This window comes from Gordonia aurantiaca, from assembly GCF_039939235.1.
GTDB lineage: Bacteria > Actinomycetota > Actinomycetes > Mycobacteriales > Mycobacteriaceae > Gordonia.
Genome location: NZ_JBDUUF010000002.1, coordinates 308,763 through 326,607, shown reverse-complemented (window position 1 = coordinate 326,607; position 17,845 = coordinate 308,763). Strand labels below are relative to the sequence as shown.

Annotated in this window: 14 protein-coding genes; 9 read left to right on the top strand and 5 right to left on the bottom strand. The window is 69.7% G+C overall.

The genetic code is table 11. The annotated features are described in order from the left end of the window. Positions 1-2: 2 nt before the first annotated feature. Both cobT and ABFT43_RS06490 read left to right on the top strand, forming a co-directional pair. Positions 3-1,904, top strand: coding sequence for a nicotinate-nucleotide--dimethylbenzimidazole phosphoribosyltransferase (cobT, locus tag ABFT43_RS06495; RefSeq protein ID WP_347959554.1), 1,902 nt, complete (start codon positions 3-5; stop codon positions 1,902-1,904). Positions 1,905-1,923: 19 nt separating this feature from the next. Continuing rightward, on the top strand, positions 1,924-2,712 hold the full coding sequence (locus tag ABFT43_RS06490; RefSeq protein WP_347959553.1) for an adenosylcobinamide-GDP ribazoletransferase: 789 nt from the start codon (positions 1,924-1,926) through the stop codon (positions 2,710-2,712). Positions 2,713-2,829: 117 nt separating this feature from the next. Here the strand turns inward: ABFT43_RS06490 and ABFT43_RS06485 are convergent, their stop codons facing one another. Then, positions 2,830-3,936, bottom strand: a complete 1,107-nt coding sequence (locus ABFT43_RS06485) for a branched-chain amino acid aminotransferase (RefSeq protein ID WP_347959552.1) — start codon at positions 3,934-3,936, stop codon at positions 2,830-2,832. An 87-nt stretch (positions 3,937-4,023) separates the two neighbouring features. After that, positions 4,024-5,127: a glycine cleavage system aminomethyltransferase GcvT gene (gene gcvT, locus ABFT43_RS06480; protein ID WP_347959551.1), complete on the bottom strand. Its 1,104-nt coding sequence runs from the start codon at positions 5,125-5,127 to the stop codon at positions 4,024-4,026. Positions 5,128-5,215: 88 nt separating this feature from the next. Between gcvT and ABFT43_RS06475 the strand changes: the two genes are divergently transcribed. The 6 genes from ABFT43_RS06475 to ABFT43_RS06450 all read left to right on the top strand — a co-directional run bounded on the left by ABFT43_RS06475 (position 5,216) and on the right by ABFT43_RS06450 (position 12,362). Next, positions 5,216-6,769, top strand: coding sequence for a leucyl aminopeptidase (locus ABFT43_RS06475; RefSeq protein WP_347959550.1), 1,554 nt, complete (start codon positions 5,216-5,218; stop codon positions 6,767-6,769). A gap of 269 nt (positions 6,770-7,038) precedes the next feature. Next, the gene (gene sucB, locus ABFT43_RS06470; RefSeq protein ID WP_347959549.1) at positions 7,039-8,796 is read left to right on the top strand and encodes a 2-oxoglutarate dehydrogenase, E2 component, dihydrolipoamide succinyltransferase; all 1,758 of its coding nucleotides are present in this window, start codon (positions 7,039-7,041) and stop codon (positions 8,794-8,796) included. A 34-nt stretch (positions 8,797-8,830) separates the two neighbouring features. Continuing rightward, positions 8,831-9,721 carry a TIGR01777 family oxidoreductase gene (locus ABFT43_RS06465; protein ID WP_347959548.1) on the top strand — a complete coding sequence of 297 codons (891 nt, stop codon included), beginning with the start codon at positions 8,831-8,833 and terminating at the stop codon, positions 9,719-9,721. Further along, complete coding sequence (lipB, locus tag ABFT43_RS06460) at positions 9,718-10,449, top strand: lipoyl(octanoyl) transferase LipB (RefSeq protein ID WP_347959547.1); 732 nt, start codon at positions 9,718-9,720, stop codon at positions 10,447-10,449. The genes ABFT43_RS06465 and lipB overlap by 4 nt, the downstream gene beginning before the upstream one ends. After that, positions 10,446-11,552, top strand: a complete 1,107-nt coding sequence (lipA, locus tag ABFT43_RS06455; protein WP_347959546.1) for a lipoyl synthase — start codon at positions 10,446-10,448, stop codon at positions 11,550-11,552. Before lipB ends, lipA begins: the two co-directional genes overlap by 4 nt. A gap of 66 nt (positions 11,553-11,618) precedes the next feature. Continuing rightward, complete coding sequence (locus ABFT43_RS06450; protein WP_347959545.1) at positions 11,619-12,362, top strand: DUF4191 domain-containing protein; 744 nt, start codon at positions 11,619-11,621, stop codon at positions 12,360-12,362. A 108-nt stretch (positions 12,363-12,470) separates the two neighbouring features. Here the strand turns inward: ABFT43_RS06450 and ABFT43_RS06445 are convergent, their stop codons facing one another. Together ABFT43_RS06445 and ABFT43_RS06440 are read right to left on the bottom strand one after the other, a co-directional pair. Beyond that, positions 12,471-13,877, bottom strand: coding sequence for a hypothetical protein (locus ABFT43_RS06445; RefSeq protein WP_347959544.1), 1,407 nt, complete (start codon positions 13,875-13,877; stop codon positions 12,471-12,473). 118 nt (positions 13,878-13,995) lie between these two features. Then, on the bottom strand, positions 13,996-14,505 hold the full coding sequence (locus tag ABFT43_RS06440; RefSeq protein WP_347959543.1) for an RDD family protein: 510 nt from the start codon (positions 14,503-14,505) through the stop codon (positions 13,996-13,998). Positions 14,506-14,832: 327 nt separating this feature from the next. Here ABFT43_RS06440 and glnA point away from each other — a divergent pair, with 327 nt between their 5' ends. Further along, a complete protein-coding gene (gene glnA / locus ABFT43_RS06435) occupies positions 14,833-16,266 on the top strand; it encodes a type I glutamate--ammonia ligase (protein ID WP_347959542.1) in 1,434 nt (477 codons plus the stop codon). Here glnA and ABFT43_RS06430 read toward each other — a convergent pair. Beyond that, positions 16,254-17,822 carry an MFS transporter gene (locus ABFT43_RS06430; RefSeq protein WP_347959541.1) on the bottom strand — a complete coding sequence of 523 codons (1,569 nt, stop codon included), beginning with the start codon at positions 17,820-17,822 and terminating at the stop codon, positions 16,254-16,256. The genes glnA and ABFT43_RS06430 overlap by 13 nt on opposite strands. Positions 17,823-17,845 lie beyond the last annotated feature (23 nt).

The window sequence follows — 17,845 nt, the reverse complement described above, 5'->3', positions numbered from 1 at the left end:
CCATGGCCGGAGGCGCAACGCGCACACTCGTTCTCGGCGGTGTGCGGTCGGGTAAGTCGGCGTACGGCGAGTCGCTGCTACGTGCGCACCGCGAGATCCGTTACCTGGCAACCGGTTCCCTGACGTCGACCGACGCCGAGTGGATGGCGCGGATCGCCGCGCACCGGGCACGGCGCGACGACCGGTACGCCACCATCGAGACCACCGATCTCCCCGGCGAGCTACGTGCCGCTCCCGACATCCCGGTGATCGTCGACGATCTCGGCAGCTGGCTGACCGCCCGCCTCGACGCGCTCGACGCGTGGGAGGCGGACGCCGACGTGAACCTCGACGCCGACATCGCCGACCTCTGTGAGGCGTTGCGCGGCATGACCGCCGACGTCGTGCTCATCAGCTCGGAGGTGGGGCTGTCCCTGGTGCCCTCGACCCCGGCCGGACGGCTCTACCAGGATCTGCTCGGCACCCTGAACACCGCGATCGCGCAGGTCTGTGACCGCGTCTCGCTGGTGGTCGCCGGTCGGGTGCTCGACCTGCCACGCGGGGACCTCGACGCGGCACCGGCGAGCACCCCGGCAGCGAATGCCCCGGCAGCGAACACGGCGTCGGAGAGCGCAGCGTCGAAGAGCACAGCGGACGCGGCCACCGCAGGCCCCGAACCGGTCTCCCCCGCTCCCGCCTCCTCTGTCCCCGCCTCCTCTGTCCCCGCGGCCGACGCCCCACCGATCGACGCCCCACCGATCGACGCCCCACCGATCGACGCCTCCGGCAAGACCCGCGTCGCCGCGACACCGATCGCTCCGGACCCCGCGGAACTCCCCGACCCGACCGACGCCGAGATCTTCCCGCCCGTCACCCCGCCCGACGAGGCGGTCGCGTTCGCGGCACGGGAGCGGCAGAACTCCCTCACCAAACCGCCGGGGTCCCTGGGACGTCTCGAGGAGATCGGGGTGTGGATCGCGGCCTGCCAGGGACAGTGCCCGCCCGCGCCGATCACCAGGCCCAGCGTCGTGGTCTTCGCCGGCGACCACGGCGTCGCGCGCGGCGGGGTCTCGGCGTTCCCGCCCGAGGTGACCGCGCAGATGGTCGCCAACATCGAGAACGGCGGCGCCGCGGTCAACGTGCTCGCCGCCCGGGCCGGGGCGTCGGTGACGGTGGTCGACATGTCGGTCGACGCCGACACCGCACCTCATCTGTCGGCGTTCAAGGTCCGGCGGTCCGGTGAGGACCTGCGCACCACCGACACGATCACGCTCGCCGAGGCACGCGCCGCCCTGGCGGCCGGCCGCGCCATCGCCGACCGCCTCGTCGACTCGGGTAGCGACCTGCTGATCGCAGGCGAGATGGGCATCGGCAACACCACCCCGGCGACCGTCCTCGTCGGTGCGCTCACCCGGCGCGAACCGGTCGAGATCGTCGGGCGCGGCACCGGTGTCGACGACCACGGCTGGATGCGCAAGACCGCCGCGATCCGCGACGGCATGCGCCGTGCTCGCAAGGTCATCCACGACCCACTGGCACTGCTCGCGGCGGTCGGTGGCGCCGACCTGACCGCCACCGCCGGTTTCCTGGCGCAGGCCGCGGTGCGGCGGACCCCGGTCATCCTCGACGGCGTGGTCATCACCGCAGCCGCGATGGTCGCCAACGAGCTGGCACCGGGCGCGATGCGCTGGTGGATCGCCGGCCACCGGTCGGTCGAGCCCGCGCACCAGATCGCGCTCGACCACCTCGATCTGACCCCTGTCCTCGACATGTCGATGCGCCTCGGCGAGGGCAGCGGGGCGGTGCTCGCGCTGCCGATCGTGCAGTCCGCGGTGGACATCCTGACCTCGATGGCCACCTTCGAGGAGGCGGGTGTCGCCGGTCGCGACGACTCCCCCGCCGACGCCCCGTCGCCGAACCCGTGACGCGCTGGGCGGCTCGGCGATGACCTCACCGGTGCAGGCCGTCCGGACGGCTCTGGGCTGGATGACCGTCCTGCCCGTCGGATCGGGCTCGGACGAGACGCCGGATCGCACGCTCGGCGGAGCGGTGATGGCGGCCCTGCCGGCTGTCGGCGTCGTCCTGGGTGCCGCGGCCACCGCGATCGCCCTCGGGCTCGGGCACACCGATCTGCCTGTCGCACTGACCGGGGTCCTCGTCGTCGTGGCATGTGCACTGCTCACCCGTGGAATGCATCTCGACGGTCTCGCCGACACCGCCGACGGCCTGGGCTGCTACGGCCCGCCCGAGCGGGTGGCGGAGGTGATGCGCAGCGGCACCGTCGGGCCGTTCGGCGTCGCGACGCTGGTCCTCACTCTCGGCGTCCAGGCCACCGGATTCGCCGGCCTCTCCGCCGGATCACGTTGGTACGACCTCGCTTTCGCGATCGCACTCGGCCGCGTGGGCGCCGTGATCGGAACGCGCACCGCCCTGAAACCCGCCCACCCCGATGGTTTCGGCGCGCTCGTCGCAGGCACGCAACGGGTCTCGATCGCGGTGTGGCTGGTGATCTGCGCGGTCGCGGTCGTCCCCATGGGGCTCGACGGCACCGGCGTCGACGCGGTCGACGTCGCAGCCCTCGTCCGGGGCTGGCTCGTGGTGGCGGTGGTCGCCGCCTTCGCCTGGCAGTTCACCCGCCACTGCGCCCGGCGGATGGGCGGCATCACCGGCGACGTCCTGGGCGCGACCGTCGAACTCTGCGTCGCGATCGCCGTGGTGGGCCTGCTGCTCTGATCTCGTGCTCGCCGTCTCCCGTTCCCGCGGTCGGCCGCGCCGGTCCGGAGGGCAAAATGGTACTGGCGCCACGATCGCATGGATTCATGGCGCCAGAACCGAGGGTCTGTTCCGTTGTTACGGGCGGTACAACTCCGTCATCCACCCGTGGGTGTCGGCGAAGGTACCGCGCTGGATGCCGGTGAGCGTGTCACGCAGGGCCTGGGTGACCTCGCCGGTCTCGCCGTTGTTGATCGTGTAGTCCTCGCCGACGCCCTTGACGCGGCCGACGGGGGTGATCACCGCGGCGGTGCCGCAGGCGAAGACCTCGGTGATGTCTCCGGAGGCGACGCCCTTGCGCAGCTCCTCGGTGCTGATCTTGCGCTCCTCGACCGCGAAGCCCGCGTCGGTGGCCAGCGTCAGCAGTGAGTCACGGGTGATGCCCGGAAGCAGCGAACCCGACAGCTCAGGGGTCACGAGGCGGGCGTCTGCGCCGGAACCGAACACGAAGAACAGGTTCATGCCACCCATCTCCTCGATGTAGCTGCGCTCAATGGCGTCGAGCCAGACCACCTGGTCGCAGCCCTGCTCGGTTGCCTGGCGCTGCGCGAGGAAGGCGGCGGCGTAGTTGCCGCCGCACTTGGCGAAGCCGGTGCCGCCCGGAGCGGCGCGCACGTACTCGGTGCACAGCCAGACGCTGACCGGCTTGATGCCGCCGGAGAAGTACGCACCGGCCGGCGAGGCGATCACCGAGTAGATGTACTCCGACGACGGCGCGTTGACGCCGAGGCCCGCCTGCGAGGCGAACATGAACGGGCGGAGGTAGAGCGACTCCTCACCACCTGACGGCGGCACCCACTCGTGGTCGGCCGCGAGCAGCGCCTTGAGCGATCCGATGAAGTCCTCGGTCGGCAGCGCGGGCATCGCGAGGCGCTCGGCGCTGCGCTGCAGGCGCTCGGCATTGGCCTCGGGACGGAACGCCGCGATCGAGCCGTCGGGCTGACGGTAGGCCTTGAGACCCTCGAAGATCTCCTGGCCGTAGTGGAGCACCATCGCCGACGGATCGAGTGCGATCGGCCCGTAGGGGCGTACCTGCGCGTTGTGCCAGCCCTTGTCGGCGGCGTAGTCGATCATCACCATGTTGTCGGTGAAATGACGGCCGAAACCCGGCGCGGAAAGGATTTCCGCGCGACGGTTATCCGACACCGGATGGGGATGCTCGGTACGCTTGAACTCCAAGGTCATGGGGCCCATGGTACCGCTGACCACAACCGGGTTTACGGGTGCGTCTCCGCAAGCCGTCTCGGTTGTGAGACAGCCCATGGACATTCGTCACACGTGCGAGGGCACGAACGGCGGGACGACCACCTCGCACGGGAGATCGCGGCCGCGCACGTCGATCACGACCTCGTCACCCTTCCGCACACCCGACGCGGTGTCGAGCAGTGCGAGCGCGATGCCCTGCTTGAGCGTCGGCGAGAAGGTGCCCGACGTGCACCCCCCGATGATGGTGTCGCCCAGCCGCACCGCACAACCGGCGCGGGGCACGCCCCGGCCGGTGGCCCTGAGGCCGTAGAGACGACGCGCCGGACCCGCTCCCTTCTCCGCCAGCAGGGCGTCGCGGCCGAAGAACGCCGGCTTGTCCCAGCCGACCGCCCAGCTCGAGCGTGCCTGCACCGGGGTGATCTCCGGGCCGAGTTCGTGACCGTGCAGCGCGTAGCCCATCTCGGTGCGCAGGGTGTCGCGGGCACCGAGCCCGGCCGCCTGCCCACCGGCCGCGACGACCGCCTCGTACAGCACGTCGAACACGGCGCCGGCGTCCTCCCAGCGCGGGAGGATCTCGTAGCCGCGCTCACCGGTGTAGCCGGTGCGGCACACCCGGACCGGCTTGGCGCCCTCGGCGGTGGCGAGCTCGGCGTCGGCGAAGGCCATGTACTCGATGTCGGAGGGGAGGCCGAGACCGGCGAGCAGCTCCGGCGACCTCGGCCCCTGAACCGCGAAAACGGCGTGGTCGCGGTGCTGGTTGACCACCGAGACCGTCTCGGGCGCAACAGCTTTCAGCTTCTCGACGACGGTCGCGGTATTGGCGGCGTTGGGCACGAGAAAGACCTCGTCCTCGCTGACCAGGTAGGCGATGAGGTCGTCGACGACGCCGCCGTTGTCGTTGCAGCACAGGGTGTACTGCGCCTTGCCGGGAGCGATCTTGCGTAGGTCGTTGGTGAGCGTCGAGTTCACGAACTCCGCCGCGCCCGGTCCGGACACCAGCGCCTTGCCGAGGTGGCTGACGTCGAAGATGCCGACCGCCTCGCGGACGGCGGTGTGCTCGGCCACGGTGCCCGCGTAGGACACCGGCATGTTCCATCCACCGAATTCGGCGAAGCTCGCACCGAGTGCGGCGTGACGGTCGGCGATCGGTCCGGCGAGGAGTTCACTCATGGGCTCTACGCTAACGGGCCTCCCGCACCGGCGAACCATGTCCCGCAGACCCCGTCGGCACCCCGGACGCTGTGGCAGAGTTGACCGGGTGAGCAAGAACGACGCCGTCGACCGCGTACGCGGCCCCGAATTCGACCTGTCCACCTCGATCGCCAAGGACGACTCCGCCCTCGTCATCGGCCTGATCTCGCCGCCGGACGACGAGGAGGCGAACGGCAAGAAGGACGACACCACCGCAGAACCGACGCTGGCCATCGGCGAGGGCCTCCTCGACGATGCGCAGGCCGCCGCGATCTCCGCGGCCGTGACCGCGCTGGGCGCGAGCGGATCCCACGGTGAGATCACCAAGATCGCCGCGCCGGAGTCGCTGCCGGTGGACGTGATCGTCGCCGTCGGCCTCGGCTCGCCCGACGACCTCGACGACGCCGACAAGGTCCGCCAGGCCGCGGGCATCGTGGCCCGCGAACTCGACGGCATCGGATCGGCCGCCACCACCCTGTCGTCGGTCGACCTGGCCGCGACCGCCGAGGGCCTCTTCCTCGGCGCCTACCGCTTCGACGAGTTCCGCTCCGCGTCGTCGAAGCCGAAGAAGACTCCGCCGCAACACTTCACGCTGATCGTGGAATCCAAGTCCAAGGAGGCGAAGGCCGAACTCGACCGCGCGGTCGCCGTCGCCGACTCGGTTGCCATCGCGCGCGACTTCGTGAACACGCCGCCGAGCCACCTGTACCCGGAGGAGTTCGCCGCCCGCGCCCGGGCCCTCGCGTCGAAGGCCGGGCTCACGGTCGAGATCCTCGACGACAAGGAACTCGAGGCCAAGGGATTCGGCGGCATCGTCGGCGTCGGCAAGGGCTCCTCGCGCCTGCCCCGTCTGGTGCGCCTCACCCACGCCGGGAAGAAGTCGGCCAAGAAGGTCGCGCTCGTCGGCAAGGGCATCACCTTCGACACCGGCGGCATCTCCATCAAGCCGGCCGCCAACATGGACCAGATGACCTCCGACATGGGCGGCGCCGCCGCGGTCATCGCCGCGACGATCCTGGCCGCGCGCCTCGACCTCGACGTCTCGGTCACCGCGACCGTGCCGATGGCCGAGAACATGCCGTCGGGCACCGCGCAGCGCCCGGGTGACGTGCTCACCCAGTACGGCGGCAAGACCGTGGAGGTCCTCAACACCGACGCCGAGGGCCGCCTGATCCTCGCCGATGCCATCGTGCGCGCCTGCGAGGACGAGCCGGACTACCTCATCGACACCGCGACGCTGACCGGCGCGCAGATGGTGGCGCTGGGCACCCGCACGCCGGGCGTCATGGGCACCGACGAGTTCCGCGACCGCGTCGCCGCCCGCTCGGCCGAGGTCGGCGAGAACGCCTGGGCGATGCCGCTGCCCGCCGAGCTGCGCGCCGACCTGAAGTCGCGCGTCGCCGATCTCGCGAACGTCACGCCGCACCGCTGGGGCGGCATGCTCGCCGCGGGCATCTTCCTCAAGGAGTTCGTGGCCGACGGCGTCCAGTGGGCCCACATCGACATCGCCGGACCGGCGTTCAACACCGGCGGCCCGTGGGGTTACACCCCCAAGGGCGGCACCGGTGTTCCCGTCCGCACCATCGCCGCCGTGCTCGAGGACATCGCGGCGAACGGCTGACACCATGGCCGCCGCCGCTCGATCCGCATCACCCCAGGCGGCGCCGAACGATCCGCCCCGGCGCCTCGCTTCGAGAATCGTTACCCCCGAGTACGAGCCGAAGCGAGTCGCCGGGGCCTCCTACGGGTAGGGTGATCCCGGGGATGAGTGGCTGACCCGTCACTCATCTCGGCGGTACCCCGACCGCTCCCCACCCCCGTGCCCCCGGCGCACACACCGACGGGCCGCAGACCTACAGACCACCACGTCGAGTTCAGGAGTTCACAACGATGGCCTTCTCCGTCCAGATGCCCGCCCTTGGTGAAAGTGTCACCGAGGGGACAGTCACCCGGTGGCTGAAGGAGGAGGGCGACACCGTCGAGGCCGACGAGCCCTTGCTGGAGGTGTCGACAGACAAGGTCGACACGGAGATCCCCGCCCCGACCTCGGGTGTGCTGGTGAAGATCATCGCGCAGGAGGACGACGTCGTCGAGGTCGGTGGTGAGCTCGCTCTGATCGGCGACGCCGACGAGGCCGCGTCCTCCGGTGGCGATGCCCCCACCGAGGCCGCCCCCGAGCCCGAGCCCGAAGAAGCCGCCGCCGAGCCCTCCACCGAGGAAGAGGCTCCCGCCGAGAAGCCCGCCGCCGCGACCGGTTCGGGTTCCGCCGAGGGCACCGAGGTGCTCATGCCGGAGCTCGGCGAGTCGGTCACCGAGGGCACCGTGACCAACTGGCTCAAGCAGGTCGGTGACACCGTCGCCGCCGACGAGCCGCTCCTCGAGGTCTCCACCGACAAGGTCGACACCGAGATCCCGTCGCCGGTCGCCGGTACCCTGCTCGAGATCCTCGCCCAGGAGGACGACGTCGTCGAGGTGGGCGGCAAGCTCGCCGTGATCGGTGACGCGTCGGCCGCCCCGGCCGCCGAGTCCGAGCCGGAGCCCGAACCGGAGCCGGAGCCCGCCGCGAAGGAAGAGCCGAAGCCCGAGCCCAAGCCGGAACCGAAGCCCGAGCCCAAGCCGGAACCGAAGCCCGAGCCCAAGCCGGAGCCGAAGCCCGAGCCCGCCCCGGCCGCCGCGGAGAAGAACCCGCCGACCATCGAGTCGACGCCGTACGTCACCCCGCTGGTGCGCAAGCTGGCCGCCGAGAACAACATCGACCTGAACACCATCAAGGGCACCGGTGTCGGCGGACGCATCCGCAAGCAGGACGTCCTCGCCGCCGCCGAGGCCGCGAACGCGGCCGCCGCCCCGGCCGAGAAGCCCGCCGCCGCAGCGGCTTCCGCTCCGGCCGCATCGGCGCCGGAGATCCGTCCGGAACTCGCCGGCCTGCCGGGCACCACCCAGAAGGCGAACCGCATCCGGCTCATCACCGCCAAGAAGACCCGCGAGTCGCTGCAGCAGTCCGCTCAGCTCACGCAGGTCCACGAGGTGGACATGACCAAGATCGTGAGCCTGCGCAAGGCGGCCAAGGACAAGTTCAAGGCCGCCGAGGGTGTCAACCTCACCTTCCTCCCGTTCATCGCGAAGGCGGTCGTCGAGGCGCTGAAGGTCCACCCGAACATCAACGCCTCGATCGACGAAGAGGCCAAGGAGATCACCTACTACGAGAAGGTGCACCTGGGCATCGCCGTCGACACCCCGCAGGGCCTGCTGTCGCCCGTGATCCACAACGCCGACGACCTGTCGGTCGCCGGGCTGGCCCGCGCGATCGCCGACATCGCCGACCGCGCCCGCAGCAACGGCCTCAAGCCGGACGAGTTGGCCGGTGGCACCTTCACGATCACCAACATCGGCAGCAACGGCGCGCTGTTCGACACCCCGATCCTGGTCCCGCCGCAGGCGGCCATGCTCGGCACCGGTGCGATCGTCAAGCGCCCGGTCGTCGTCACCGACGAGGACGGATCCGAGTCGATCGCGATCCGTTCGATGGCCTACCTGCCGCTGACCTACGATCACCGCCTGATCGACGGCGCCGACGCGGGCCGCTTCCTGACCACCGTGCGCAAGCGCCTGGAGGAGGCCTCGTTCGCGGCGGACCTGGGTCTGTAAGACACGAGGAACGGCGAGAGACTCGGGGTAAGCCATGCGCATAGCCGTTGCCGGCTCCCAGGGCCTGATCGGCAACGCCCTGGTCAACTCGCTGCGCGCGGCGGGCCACACGGTCATCCGTCTGGTCCGCCGCGAAGCCCTCGACGACGACGAGTTCAGCTGGGACCCCGAGACGATCGGGTTGCCGCCCGCGACCCTCGACGGTGTCGACGCGGTCGTCTCGCTCGGCGGTGTCGGCGTAGGCAACGGCCGCTGGACCGGGCGGTTCAAGCAGGAGCTGCGCGATTCGCGGATCACCCCGACCGAGGTGCTCGCCGAGGCGGTCCGGGATCACCGCATCCCGATCTTCATCTCGGCCAGCGCCACCGGCTTCTACGGCGACACCGGCGACCGGGCCGCGGTCGAGACAGACCCGCCCGGTGAGGGGTTCCTCGCCGAACTCGTCGTCGACTGGGAGAAGGCCGCCACCGCCAACGCCGGCGACGCCCGCGTCGTCCTGCTGCGGACCGCACCGGTCCTCAGCGCCACCGGCGGGATGCTCGCCAAGCTGCTACCGCTGTTCAGACTCGGCCTCGGCGGGCCGATCGGCAGTGGAGCACAGTGGTTCTCCTGGATCAGCCTGATCGACGAGGTGCGGGCCATCGAGTTCTTGCTCGACTCCGACATCTCGGGTCCGGTCAACCTCGCCTCCCCCGGCGCGGTCACCTTCGGTGAGTTCTGCACGGCGCTGGGCAAGGCCGTGCGCCGGCCCGCCGTCTTCCGCGTGCCCGAGTTCCTCGCGCGCACCTTCGGCGGTGAGATGGCCGAGGAAATGATTCTGTTCTCCCAACGCGTTGAACCCCGTGTGCTCACCGATCACGGATTCACCTTCACCCACCCCGACATCCGTCGGGCACTCGACTACGCGACGAAACCCGCATCATGACCTCCCATCCCGTCCGGTCCGATTCAGTACGAGCCGAGTCCGCTCCCGTAGAGGTCCGGCACCTCGGGACCGTCGACTACCGCGACACCTACGACCTGCAGCACCGTCTCGCCGGTGAGCGTGCCGACGGCACCCTCGACCACGACCTGCTGCTCCTGCTCGAACATCCCTCGATCTACACCGCGGGCAAACGCACCGAGGACTCCGACCGTCCGACCAACGGCGCGCCCGTGATCGACGTCGACCGAGGTGGCCGCATCACGTGGCACGGTCCCGGCCAGCTCGTCGGCTATCCGATCGTGAAACTCGCCGAACCGCTCGACGTCGTCGAATACGTGCGGCGTCTCGAGGAGGCCCTGATCAGCGTCTGCGCCGGGGCCGGCGTGACCACCGGGCGCGTCGAAGGACGCTCCGGGGTCTGGATCCGCGACGGGAAGGGCGAACGCAAGCTCGGCCAGATCGGCATCCGTGTCGCCCGCGGCGTCGCCCTCCACGGCTTCGCCCTCAACATCGACCCCGACATGTCGGCCTTCGACGCGATCGTGCCGTGTGGCATCGCCGACGCCGGGGTCACCTCGCTGGCACGCGAACTCGGCCGGCCGCTGTCGGTCGCGGACTTCCTCGAGCCGGTCGAGGAAGCCGTCCGCGAGGCGCTCGACGCCCCGCGCGAGGCCGTCACCACGCCCTCCGGAGAGGCCGTTTCGACGCGCGTAGGATCGGTCCGGTGACCGCGTCCCCACTCACCCCCGGACCCGGTGCCACCGACGCCACACCCCCGGCCTCGGCCCCAGCACCGAACACCGCATCGCAGAACAAGTCCGCTCCCACCGCACCCGACGGCCGCAGACTGCTGCGCCTCGAGGTGCGCAACGCGCAGACCCCGATCGAGCGCAAGCCGAACTGGATCAAGACCCGCGCGACGATGGGACCCGAGTTCACCGAACTCAAGGGCCTCGTCAAGCGCGAGGGCCTGCACACCGTGTGTGAGGAAGCCGGCTGCCCCAACATCTACGAGTGCTGGGAAGACCGCGAGGCGACCTTCCTGATCGGCGGCGAGCAGTGCACCCGACGCTGCGACTTCTGCCAGATCGACACCGGCAAGCCCGCCGAACTCGACCGTGACGAGCCCCGCCGCGTCGCCGAGAGCGTCCGCGCCATGGGCCTGCGCTACTCGACGATCACCGGCGTGGCCCGCGACGACCTGCCCGACGAGGGCGCCTGGCTGTACGCCGAGACGGTCCGCGCGATCCACGAGCTGAACCCGGGCACCGGCGTGGAGAATCTCATCCCGGACTTCCACGCCAAGCCCGACCTGCTGGCCGAGGTGTTCGAGGCACGTCCCGAGGTCCTCGCGCACAACCTGGAAACCGTGCCGCGCATCTTCAAGCGCATCCGCCCGGCGTTCCGCTACGAGCGCTCCCTCGACGTCATCCGCGCCGCCCGCGACTTCGGGCTGGTCACCAAGTCGAACCTCATCCTCGGCATGGGCGAGACCCCCGAAGAGGTCCAGTCGGCGATCGTCGACCTGCACGACGCGGGCTGCGACATCCTGACGATCACCCAGTACCTGCGTCCGTCGCCGCGGCACCATCCGGTCGAGCGCTGGGTGAAGCCGGAGGAGTTCGTCGACCATTCCGAGTTCGCCCAGGAGGTCGGTTTCGCCGGCGTCATGGCCGGCCCGCTGGTGCGTTCGTCGTACCGCGCCGGCCGCCTGTACGCGCAGGCGATGGCCCACCACGGTCGCGAGATCTCCCCTGCCCTGGCGCATCTCGCATCGGAGGGATCGGCAGCGCAGGAGGCGTCGAGCCTCATGGCACGTCTCGGTCGCTGAGCCGTTCGCACCTGGCGGCCGACCGTGACGTCGGGACGTTCCGGCGTCGGACGTAAACTGGCCCCTATGGCAAAGGCGCAGTCGGTCAGCAAAGAAGAAAAGGCCGCGAAGAAGAAGGCCCGCAAGGCGGCATCCAAGGAACGCCGCCAGCAGTTGTGGCAGGCCTTCCAGATGCAGCGCAAGGAAGACAAGCGACTCATCCCCTACATGGCGGGTGTGTTCGTGCTGGTGGTGGCCGTCTTCGTCGTGCTCGGACTCCTGATCGGCTCGCCGTGGCTGCTGATCCCCCTGGGGGTGGTGCTCGGCGCTCTCGGCGCTTTCATCATCTTCGGGCGTCGCGTGCAGAAGAACGTCTACTCCAAGGCAGAGGGCCAGCCCGGCGCCGCCGGCTGGGCACTGGGCAACATGCGCGGCCAGTGGCGGGTCAAGCAGGCGGTCGCGGGCACCACCCACCTCGACGCCGTGCACCGCGTCATCGGCAAGCCGGGTGTGATCCTGGTCGCCGAGGGCAATCCGAACCGGGTGAAGCAGCTTCTCGCGCAGGAGAAGAAGAAGGCCGCACGTGTGGTCGGCGACACCCCGATCTACGAGGTCGTCGTCGGCAACGAGGAAGGCCAGGTCCCGCTCTCGAAGCTGGAGCGCCACCTCAACAAGCTGCCGAACAACATCGACCGCAAGCGCATGGACACCCTCGAGGGACGGCTGGCCGCCCTGAGCAGCAAGGCTCCCGGCCCCGGCATGCCGAAGGGTCCGTTGCCCGCGAACGCCAAGATGCGCAGCATGCAGCGCACCGCGCGTCGCCGCAGCTGAGACGTCCCGCCATTCTTCGTGAAGCCACCACCCGGCCGGCCAGTCCAGAAGAGGTGGTGGCTTCACGCATCCGGGGTTCGAGTGCGACCGCTCCAGGCGCCGACGCCGTCAGGCCCCGAGTCGGGTGATCGACGCCTCGTCGGGGTCTCCGGATTGCATGCGGAACAGGTACGGGCCGACGAACCGTAGATCCCGGTGTGCCTCGCTGTACCTCTTGCCGATCTCCCACACCTGACGGCCGGTAGCGAGATCCCAGCCGAACACATACGGCACGCGTCCCTGTGACCCCGAGTTGTCGGCGAAGAAGGCGCGTGTCCCGTCGAAGGCCATCAGTGTGGTGTCCCCGGGGGCCACGGCCCGGACCTGCTCGGGGTGCCGGACGTCGAGCACCGTCCAGTCATCCTCGCCGTGACGGTTCCCGAGGAGGAACCGGTCGTGGAGGATCTTGACCCGCGAGAGGCCGTGGGCGGCCGTCGTCGTGGCGATGACCTCGAGGTTCTCCGTGGACGCCACCCCGATCGTCGTGTTGTCCCTGCCGTCGTCGCGCTCGACGGGGATCAGGTCGCCCTCTGACCCCGGCGGCGAGTAGGCGAGTCCGAACCCCTCGATGACCCCGCGCCTGGCCCCCTTGCCGTCGTAGATCATCGTCCGCGGTGTGCCTGCGCCGATACTCACCGCGAAACCGGTTCGGACAGGCGCGACCGCGAAGAACGCGGTCCGTTCCTCTCGTGCGGCGTTCTTCTGGTCTTCGACGGAGTCATAGACCAGCTCTCCGGTGTCGAGTGCGAAGACCCGCACCGCGCGCCAGCGGTCGCTGATGGCGACCACGTTCCCGGCCTCCGAAAGCGAGGGCTCGTAGAAGCCCGGTGGCGGCTTCTGCTCCCAGCTCCGGGACCCGTCCGAACTCAACCAGGTCATGCTGAGCGCATACCGGTTCTCCTTCTCCACGAAGTATCTGGTGCTGACGAGGAATCCGTCGCCCGCGGACTGCAACTGCGGGCCCGTGGACCGTTCACCCAGATGCACCGGCTTGGTCGCGACGACCTGTCCGGAGGCGACGTCGAGGAAGGCGACGTCCGCCGTGGCCTCGTCGGCGCCGCGGCCGACGCACGCCAGCCGTCCGTCCCGGCTGAACTCGCATGCCTCGGCGCGGAAGTCGGAGACCTTCGGCCACTTCTGCTCACCGGTCAAGGGATCGAAGGCCATCAGGGCTGCGTCGTATCCCTCCGTCCCGCCGATGACCGTCGTCGTGTTCGCCGCCAGCACATCGGGACGCACGAGGCTCCTCTGATCCTCCGGCAAGCCCACGTCGGACATCGGTACCGACCAGCGCGGCGTCGGCGTGGTGGCCAGGGGCACGATGTCGGGATAGGGGTCCTCGGAGGCCTCCGTCGGCGGTGCCGCGGTGGGCGAACCATCCGCCGTCCGCGGGACCGTCACCGTGACGACGACAGCGGCCACCACGACCAGAACGCCGACGACGACACCGACCACAGCCCCCACGATCCCCCGCATGACAGCAATGAGAACACGGGGACACCACCGGCCTGCACAGCGCATCCACAGGCCGACGCGCCGGGCGAGCGCATCCACAGGCCGACGCGCCGGGCGCGGGTTATCGGGTGCGGAGGATCTATCGGGTGCGGAGGATCGCGGTGCCGGTCGCGCGGTCGTGCAGGGCGCGACCGTTGTAGTCGTTGATGAGCGCGGGCACCAGGAAGATCATCAGCAGCTGACGGAAGAACGCCCGCACGACGCCGACCGCGGCAGGCGGTTCCCCGCCCTCGGCCTCGGCCCGGTTGCGATCGGTCCCGTAATCGACGCGGGCGACCCGCATCCCCAGCGCGTACTGGCCGGGGGTGAACCCGAACAGCGTCACCGCGAAGATGCCGACCACCAGCCAGATCCCGAGCTGCAGGGTGCCGAGCTTCGAGGACTCGAGGTCGCCTCCGACGAAGACGAGGGCCAGACCGGCGGCGATCAGCCAGTCGACGAGCAGGCCCCCCACACGCTGCCAACCGGTGGCCAGCGATCCGGGACCGGACGCGGGCAGGCCCAGGTCCTGGCCCCGCCAATCGTTCTCGACGCCGGCGCCGGGACCGATCTGCGGTCCCGACAACCAGGAACCGGTGACTCGTCCCATGCTGATGACTCCTCTCGCGACCCGGCGCCGACTGGTGCCCGGCGATCGCGTCCCTTGCGTTGGGTCCATGGTAGTCGCGGAGCCCAGGCGGTCCTCCCACGCCCGCCTCCAGACCCCGATAGGGTGGGGTCTGCCGAGTACCTTCTCCGCGGTTCGGACTTTGTGTCGCCAAGAACACCGGGTGTGTAACACGGGGGAAACACGGACTTGACGCATGGGCAACCTCACCTCCATACGGTTGCCGCTGAGATCCGCTGCTGTCGGCGGCGGATGTGTGTGGCGCGTCAGCAAGCACTGACCACCCGATCACGAAGGAGTCACCGCACGGTGTACAGCAGTAAAGAAGAACTACTCGAGGGCATCAAGAAGGAAGGTGTCGAGTACGTCGACATCCGATTCTGCGACCTGCCCGGTGTCATGCAGCACTTCTCGATCCCGGCTTCGGCCTTCGACGAGAGCGTGTTCGAGGACGGTCTCGCGTTCGACGGTTCGTCGGTGCGTGGCTTCCAGTCCATCAACGAGTCGGACATGATGCTGCTGCCCGACCCGGCCACCGCGCGGATCGACCCGTTCCGCAAGGCCAAGACGATGAACGTCAGCTTCTTCGTCCACGACCCGTTCACCCGTGAGGCCTACAGCCGCGACCCGCGCAACGTCGCCCGCAAGGCCGAGGACTACCTGGCCTCGACCGGTATCGCCGACACCTGCTTCTTCGGTGCCGAGGCCGAGTTCTACATCTTCGACTCCGTCTCCTTCGGCTCGGAGATGAACGGCACCTTCTACGAGATCGAGTCGGAGTCGGGCTGGTGGAACACCGCTTCGCCGACCGATCCGGACGGCAGCCCGAACCTGGGCTACAAGGTCCGTCCCAAGGGTGGCTACTTCCCGGTCGCGCCGTACGACCACTACGTCGATCTGCGCGACGAGATGTCGACCAACCTGCAGCAGGCGGGCTTCGAGCTCGAGCGTGGACACCACGAGGTCGGCACCGCCGGTCAGGCCGAGATCAACTACAAGTTCAACACCCTGCTGCACGCCGCCGACGATGTCCAGCTGTTCAAGTACATCATCAAGAACACCGCGTGGCAGAACGGCAAGTCGGTGACCTTCATGCCGAAGCCGCTGTTCGGTGACAACGGCTCGGGCATGCACTGCCACCAGTCGCTGTGGAAGGACGGCAAGCCGCTGTTCCACGACGAGGCCGGCTACGCAGGCCTGTCGGACACCGCGCGCTACTACATCGGCGGCATCCTGCACCACGCCCCGTCGCTGCTGGCGTTCACCAACCCGACGATCAACTCCTACAAGCGTCTGGTCCCGGGTTACGAGGCCCCGATCAACCTGGTCTACAGCCAGCGCAACCGCTCGGCCTGTGTCCGCATCCCGATCACCGGCAACAACCCGAAGGCCAAGCGCATCGAGTTCCGTTGCCCGGACAGCTCCGGCAACCCGTACCTGGCCTTCGCCGCCATGATGATGGCCGGCCTGGACGGCATCAAGAACAAGATCGAGCCGCACGAGCCCGTCGACAAGGACCTCTACGAGCTCCCGCCGGAGGAGGCCAAGGGCATCCCGCAGGCCCCGACCTCGCTGGCCGCGGTCATCGACCGCCTCGAGGAGGATCACGAGTACCTCACCGCCGGTGGCGTGTTCACCGAGGACCTGATCGAGACCTGGATCGCTCTCAAGCGCGAGAACGAGATCGAGCCGGTTCAGATCCGTCCTCACCCGTACGAGTTCTCGCTCTACTACGACTGCTGATCGGTTTCCGACAGCCAGAGGTCGTCATGGCGCCCCGTCCGCGTTCCCGCGGGCGGGGCGTCCTGCATCTGCGCCCCGTCCACCTGCTCCTCTCCTCCCCCGCCCAACATCCAGACCGCCAGCCCGGCGGCGAGGGCCAGCACTCCGGCACCCGACCACGCCGCGACGGTGAGGCCGTCGACGAAGGCGTGCCGCGCGGCGTCGAGCACCTCGGACGCGCGCTCGGCGGGCAGTTGCACCGCGGCCGCCACGGCACCGCCCAGACTGCGCGCGGCCTCACCCTCGGCGACACCGGTCGGGAACGACGACCGGAACACCGCGTTGACGATGCTGCCCAGCACGGCGATGCCGAGCGCACCGCCGAATTCGCTCGAGGTCTCCAGCAGTCCCGATGTGGCGCCGGCACGTTCGGGCGGGGCGATGCCGACCACGAAGTCGGCGATCATGGACGTCGTCGCGACGACCCCTCCGGCCAGCGTCGCGGCCCCGACGAGCACCACACCGACCGAGTCGACGTCCGTACTCGTCGCGAGGACGACGAAGCCTGCCGCGCCACACACGAACCCGCCGACGATGACCGGCAGCCGGCCCGTGCGCTGCGCCAGGACCGCGGCCGCAGGTGCCGTGGCGCCGACCGCAACCGACGGCAACAGGCTCCACAGCGCCGCACGCAGCGGCGAGAACCCGAGCACGGACTGCAGATACTGCGTCATCAGGATCGAGTTGCCCAGCAACGCGAACAGGCAGATGAGGTTCAACAACACCGACCCGCCGAACCGCAGCTCGCGGAGCAACCCGACGTCGACCATGGGTTCCTCGAGACGCAGTTGCCGCCAGACGAACACCACCGCACCCGCGACACCCAGCGCCAGCAACCCCAGGTGACCGGCCTCGAACCCGTCGGCCGCGAGGTTCTTCACCGCAGCGACCACCGGCAGGACCGCGACCAGGGCGAGCACCGCGCTCAGCAGGTCGATGCGCCGCGACGGTGACGCGGTGCCGCCCGGCAGCAACAGCGGTGCGACGACGAGCAACGCCACCATGATCGGCACATTGACGAGAAACACCGATCCCCACCAGAAATACTCGAGCAGAAGGCCGCTGATCACCGGGCCGACCGCCACCCCACCGGCGAGCACGGCGTTCCACGTCGCGATCGCGGCGGCGCGCTGCGCCGGGTCGTCGAAGAGATATCGGATCAGCGCGAGCGTCGACGGCATGAGGGTCGCACCGGCCACCGCCAGCAGCGCACGCGCACCGATCAGCATCTCCGCCGACGACGCGAAGGCCGCGCAGAGGGACGCCACAGTGAAGCCGGTCGCCCCGATCACCAGCAGCCGCCGATGGCCGATGCGGTCGGCAACCGACCCCATGGTGAGCAGGAGGCCCGCCAGGACGAAGCCGTAGACGTCGAAGATCCACAACTGCTGTTGCGGCGTGGGCGCGAGGTCGGCGGCGATGTGGGGCACCGCGAAGAACAGGACCGAGACGTCCATCGAGACGATCAGCATCGGCAGGCAGAGCGCAACCAGCCCGGCCCACGGCGAACGCGACATGATCTCCCACTTTCTGTATGCGA

Coding starts and splice junctions, on each gene's coding strand:
- cobT (WP_347959554.1), top strand. CDS start 3: ATGGCCGGAGGCGCAACGCGCACACTCGTTCTCGGCGGTGTGCGGTCG.
- ABFT43_RS06490 (WP_347959553.1), top strand. CDS start 1,924: ATGACCTCACCGGTGCAGGCCGTCCGGACGGCTCTGGGCTGGATGACC.
- ABFT43_RS06485 (WP_347959552.1), bottom strand. CDS start 3,936: ATGACCTTGGAGTTCAAGCGTACCGAGCATCCCCATCCGGTGTCGGAT.
- gcvT (WP_347959551.1), bottom strand. CDS start 5,127: ATGAGTGAACTCCTCGCCGGACCGATCGCCGACCGTCACGCCGCACTC.
- sucB (WP_347959549.1), top strand. CDS start 7,039: ATGGCCTTCTCCGTCCAGATGCCCGCCCTTGGTGAAAGTGTCACCGAG.
- ABFT43_RS06465 (WP_347959548.1), top strand. CDS start 8,831: ATGCGCATAGCCGTTGCCGGCTCCCAGGGCCTGATCGGCAACGCCCTG.
- lipB (WP_347959547.1), top strand. CDS start 9,718: ATGACCTCCCATCCCGTCCGGTCCGATTCAGTACGAGCCGAGTCCGCT.
- ABFT43_RS06450 (WP_347959545.1), top strand. CDS start 11,619: ATGGCAAAGGCGCAGTCGGTCAGCAAAGAAGAAAAGGCCGCGAAGAAG.
- ABFT43_RS06445 (WP_347959544.1), bottom strand. CDS start 13,877: ATGCGGGGGATCGTGGGGGCTGTGGTCGGTGTCGTCGTCGGCGTTCTG.
- ABFT43_RS06440 (WP_347959543.1), bottom strand. CDS start 14,505: ATGGGACGAGTCACCGGTTCCTGGTTGTCGGGACCGCAGATCGGTCCC.
- ABFT43_RS06430 (WP_347959541.1), bottom strand. CDS start 17,822: ATGTCGCGTTCGCCGTGGGCCGGGCTGGTTGCGCTCTGCCTGCCGATG.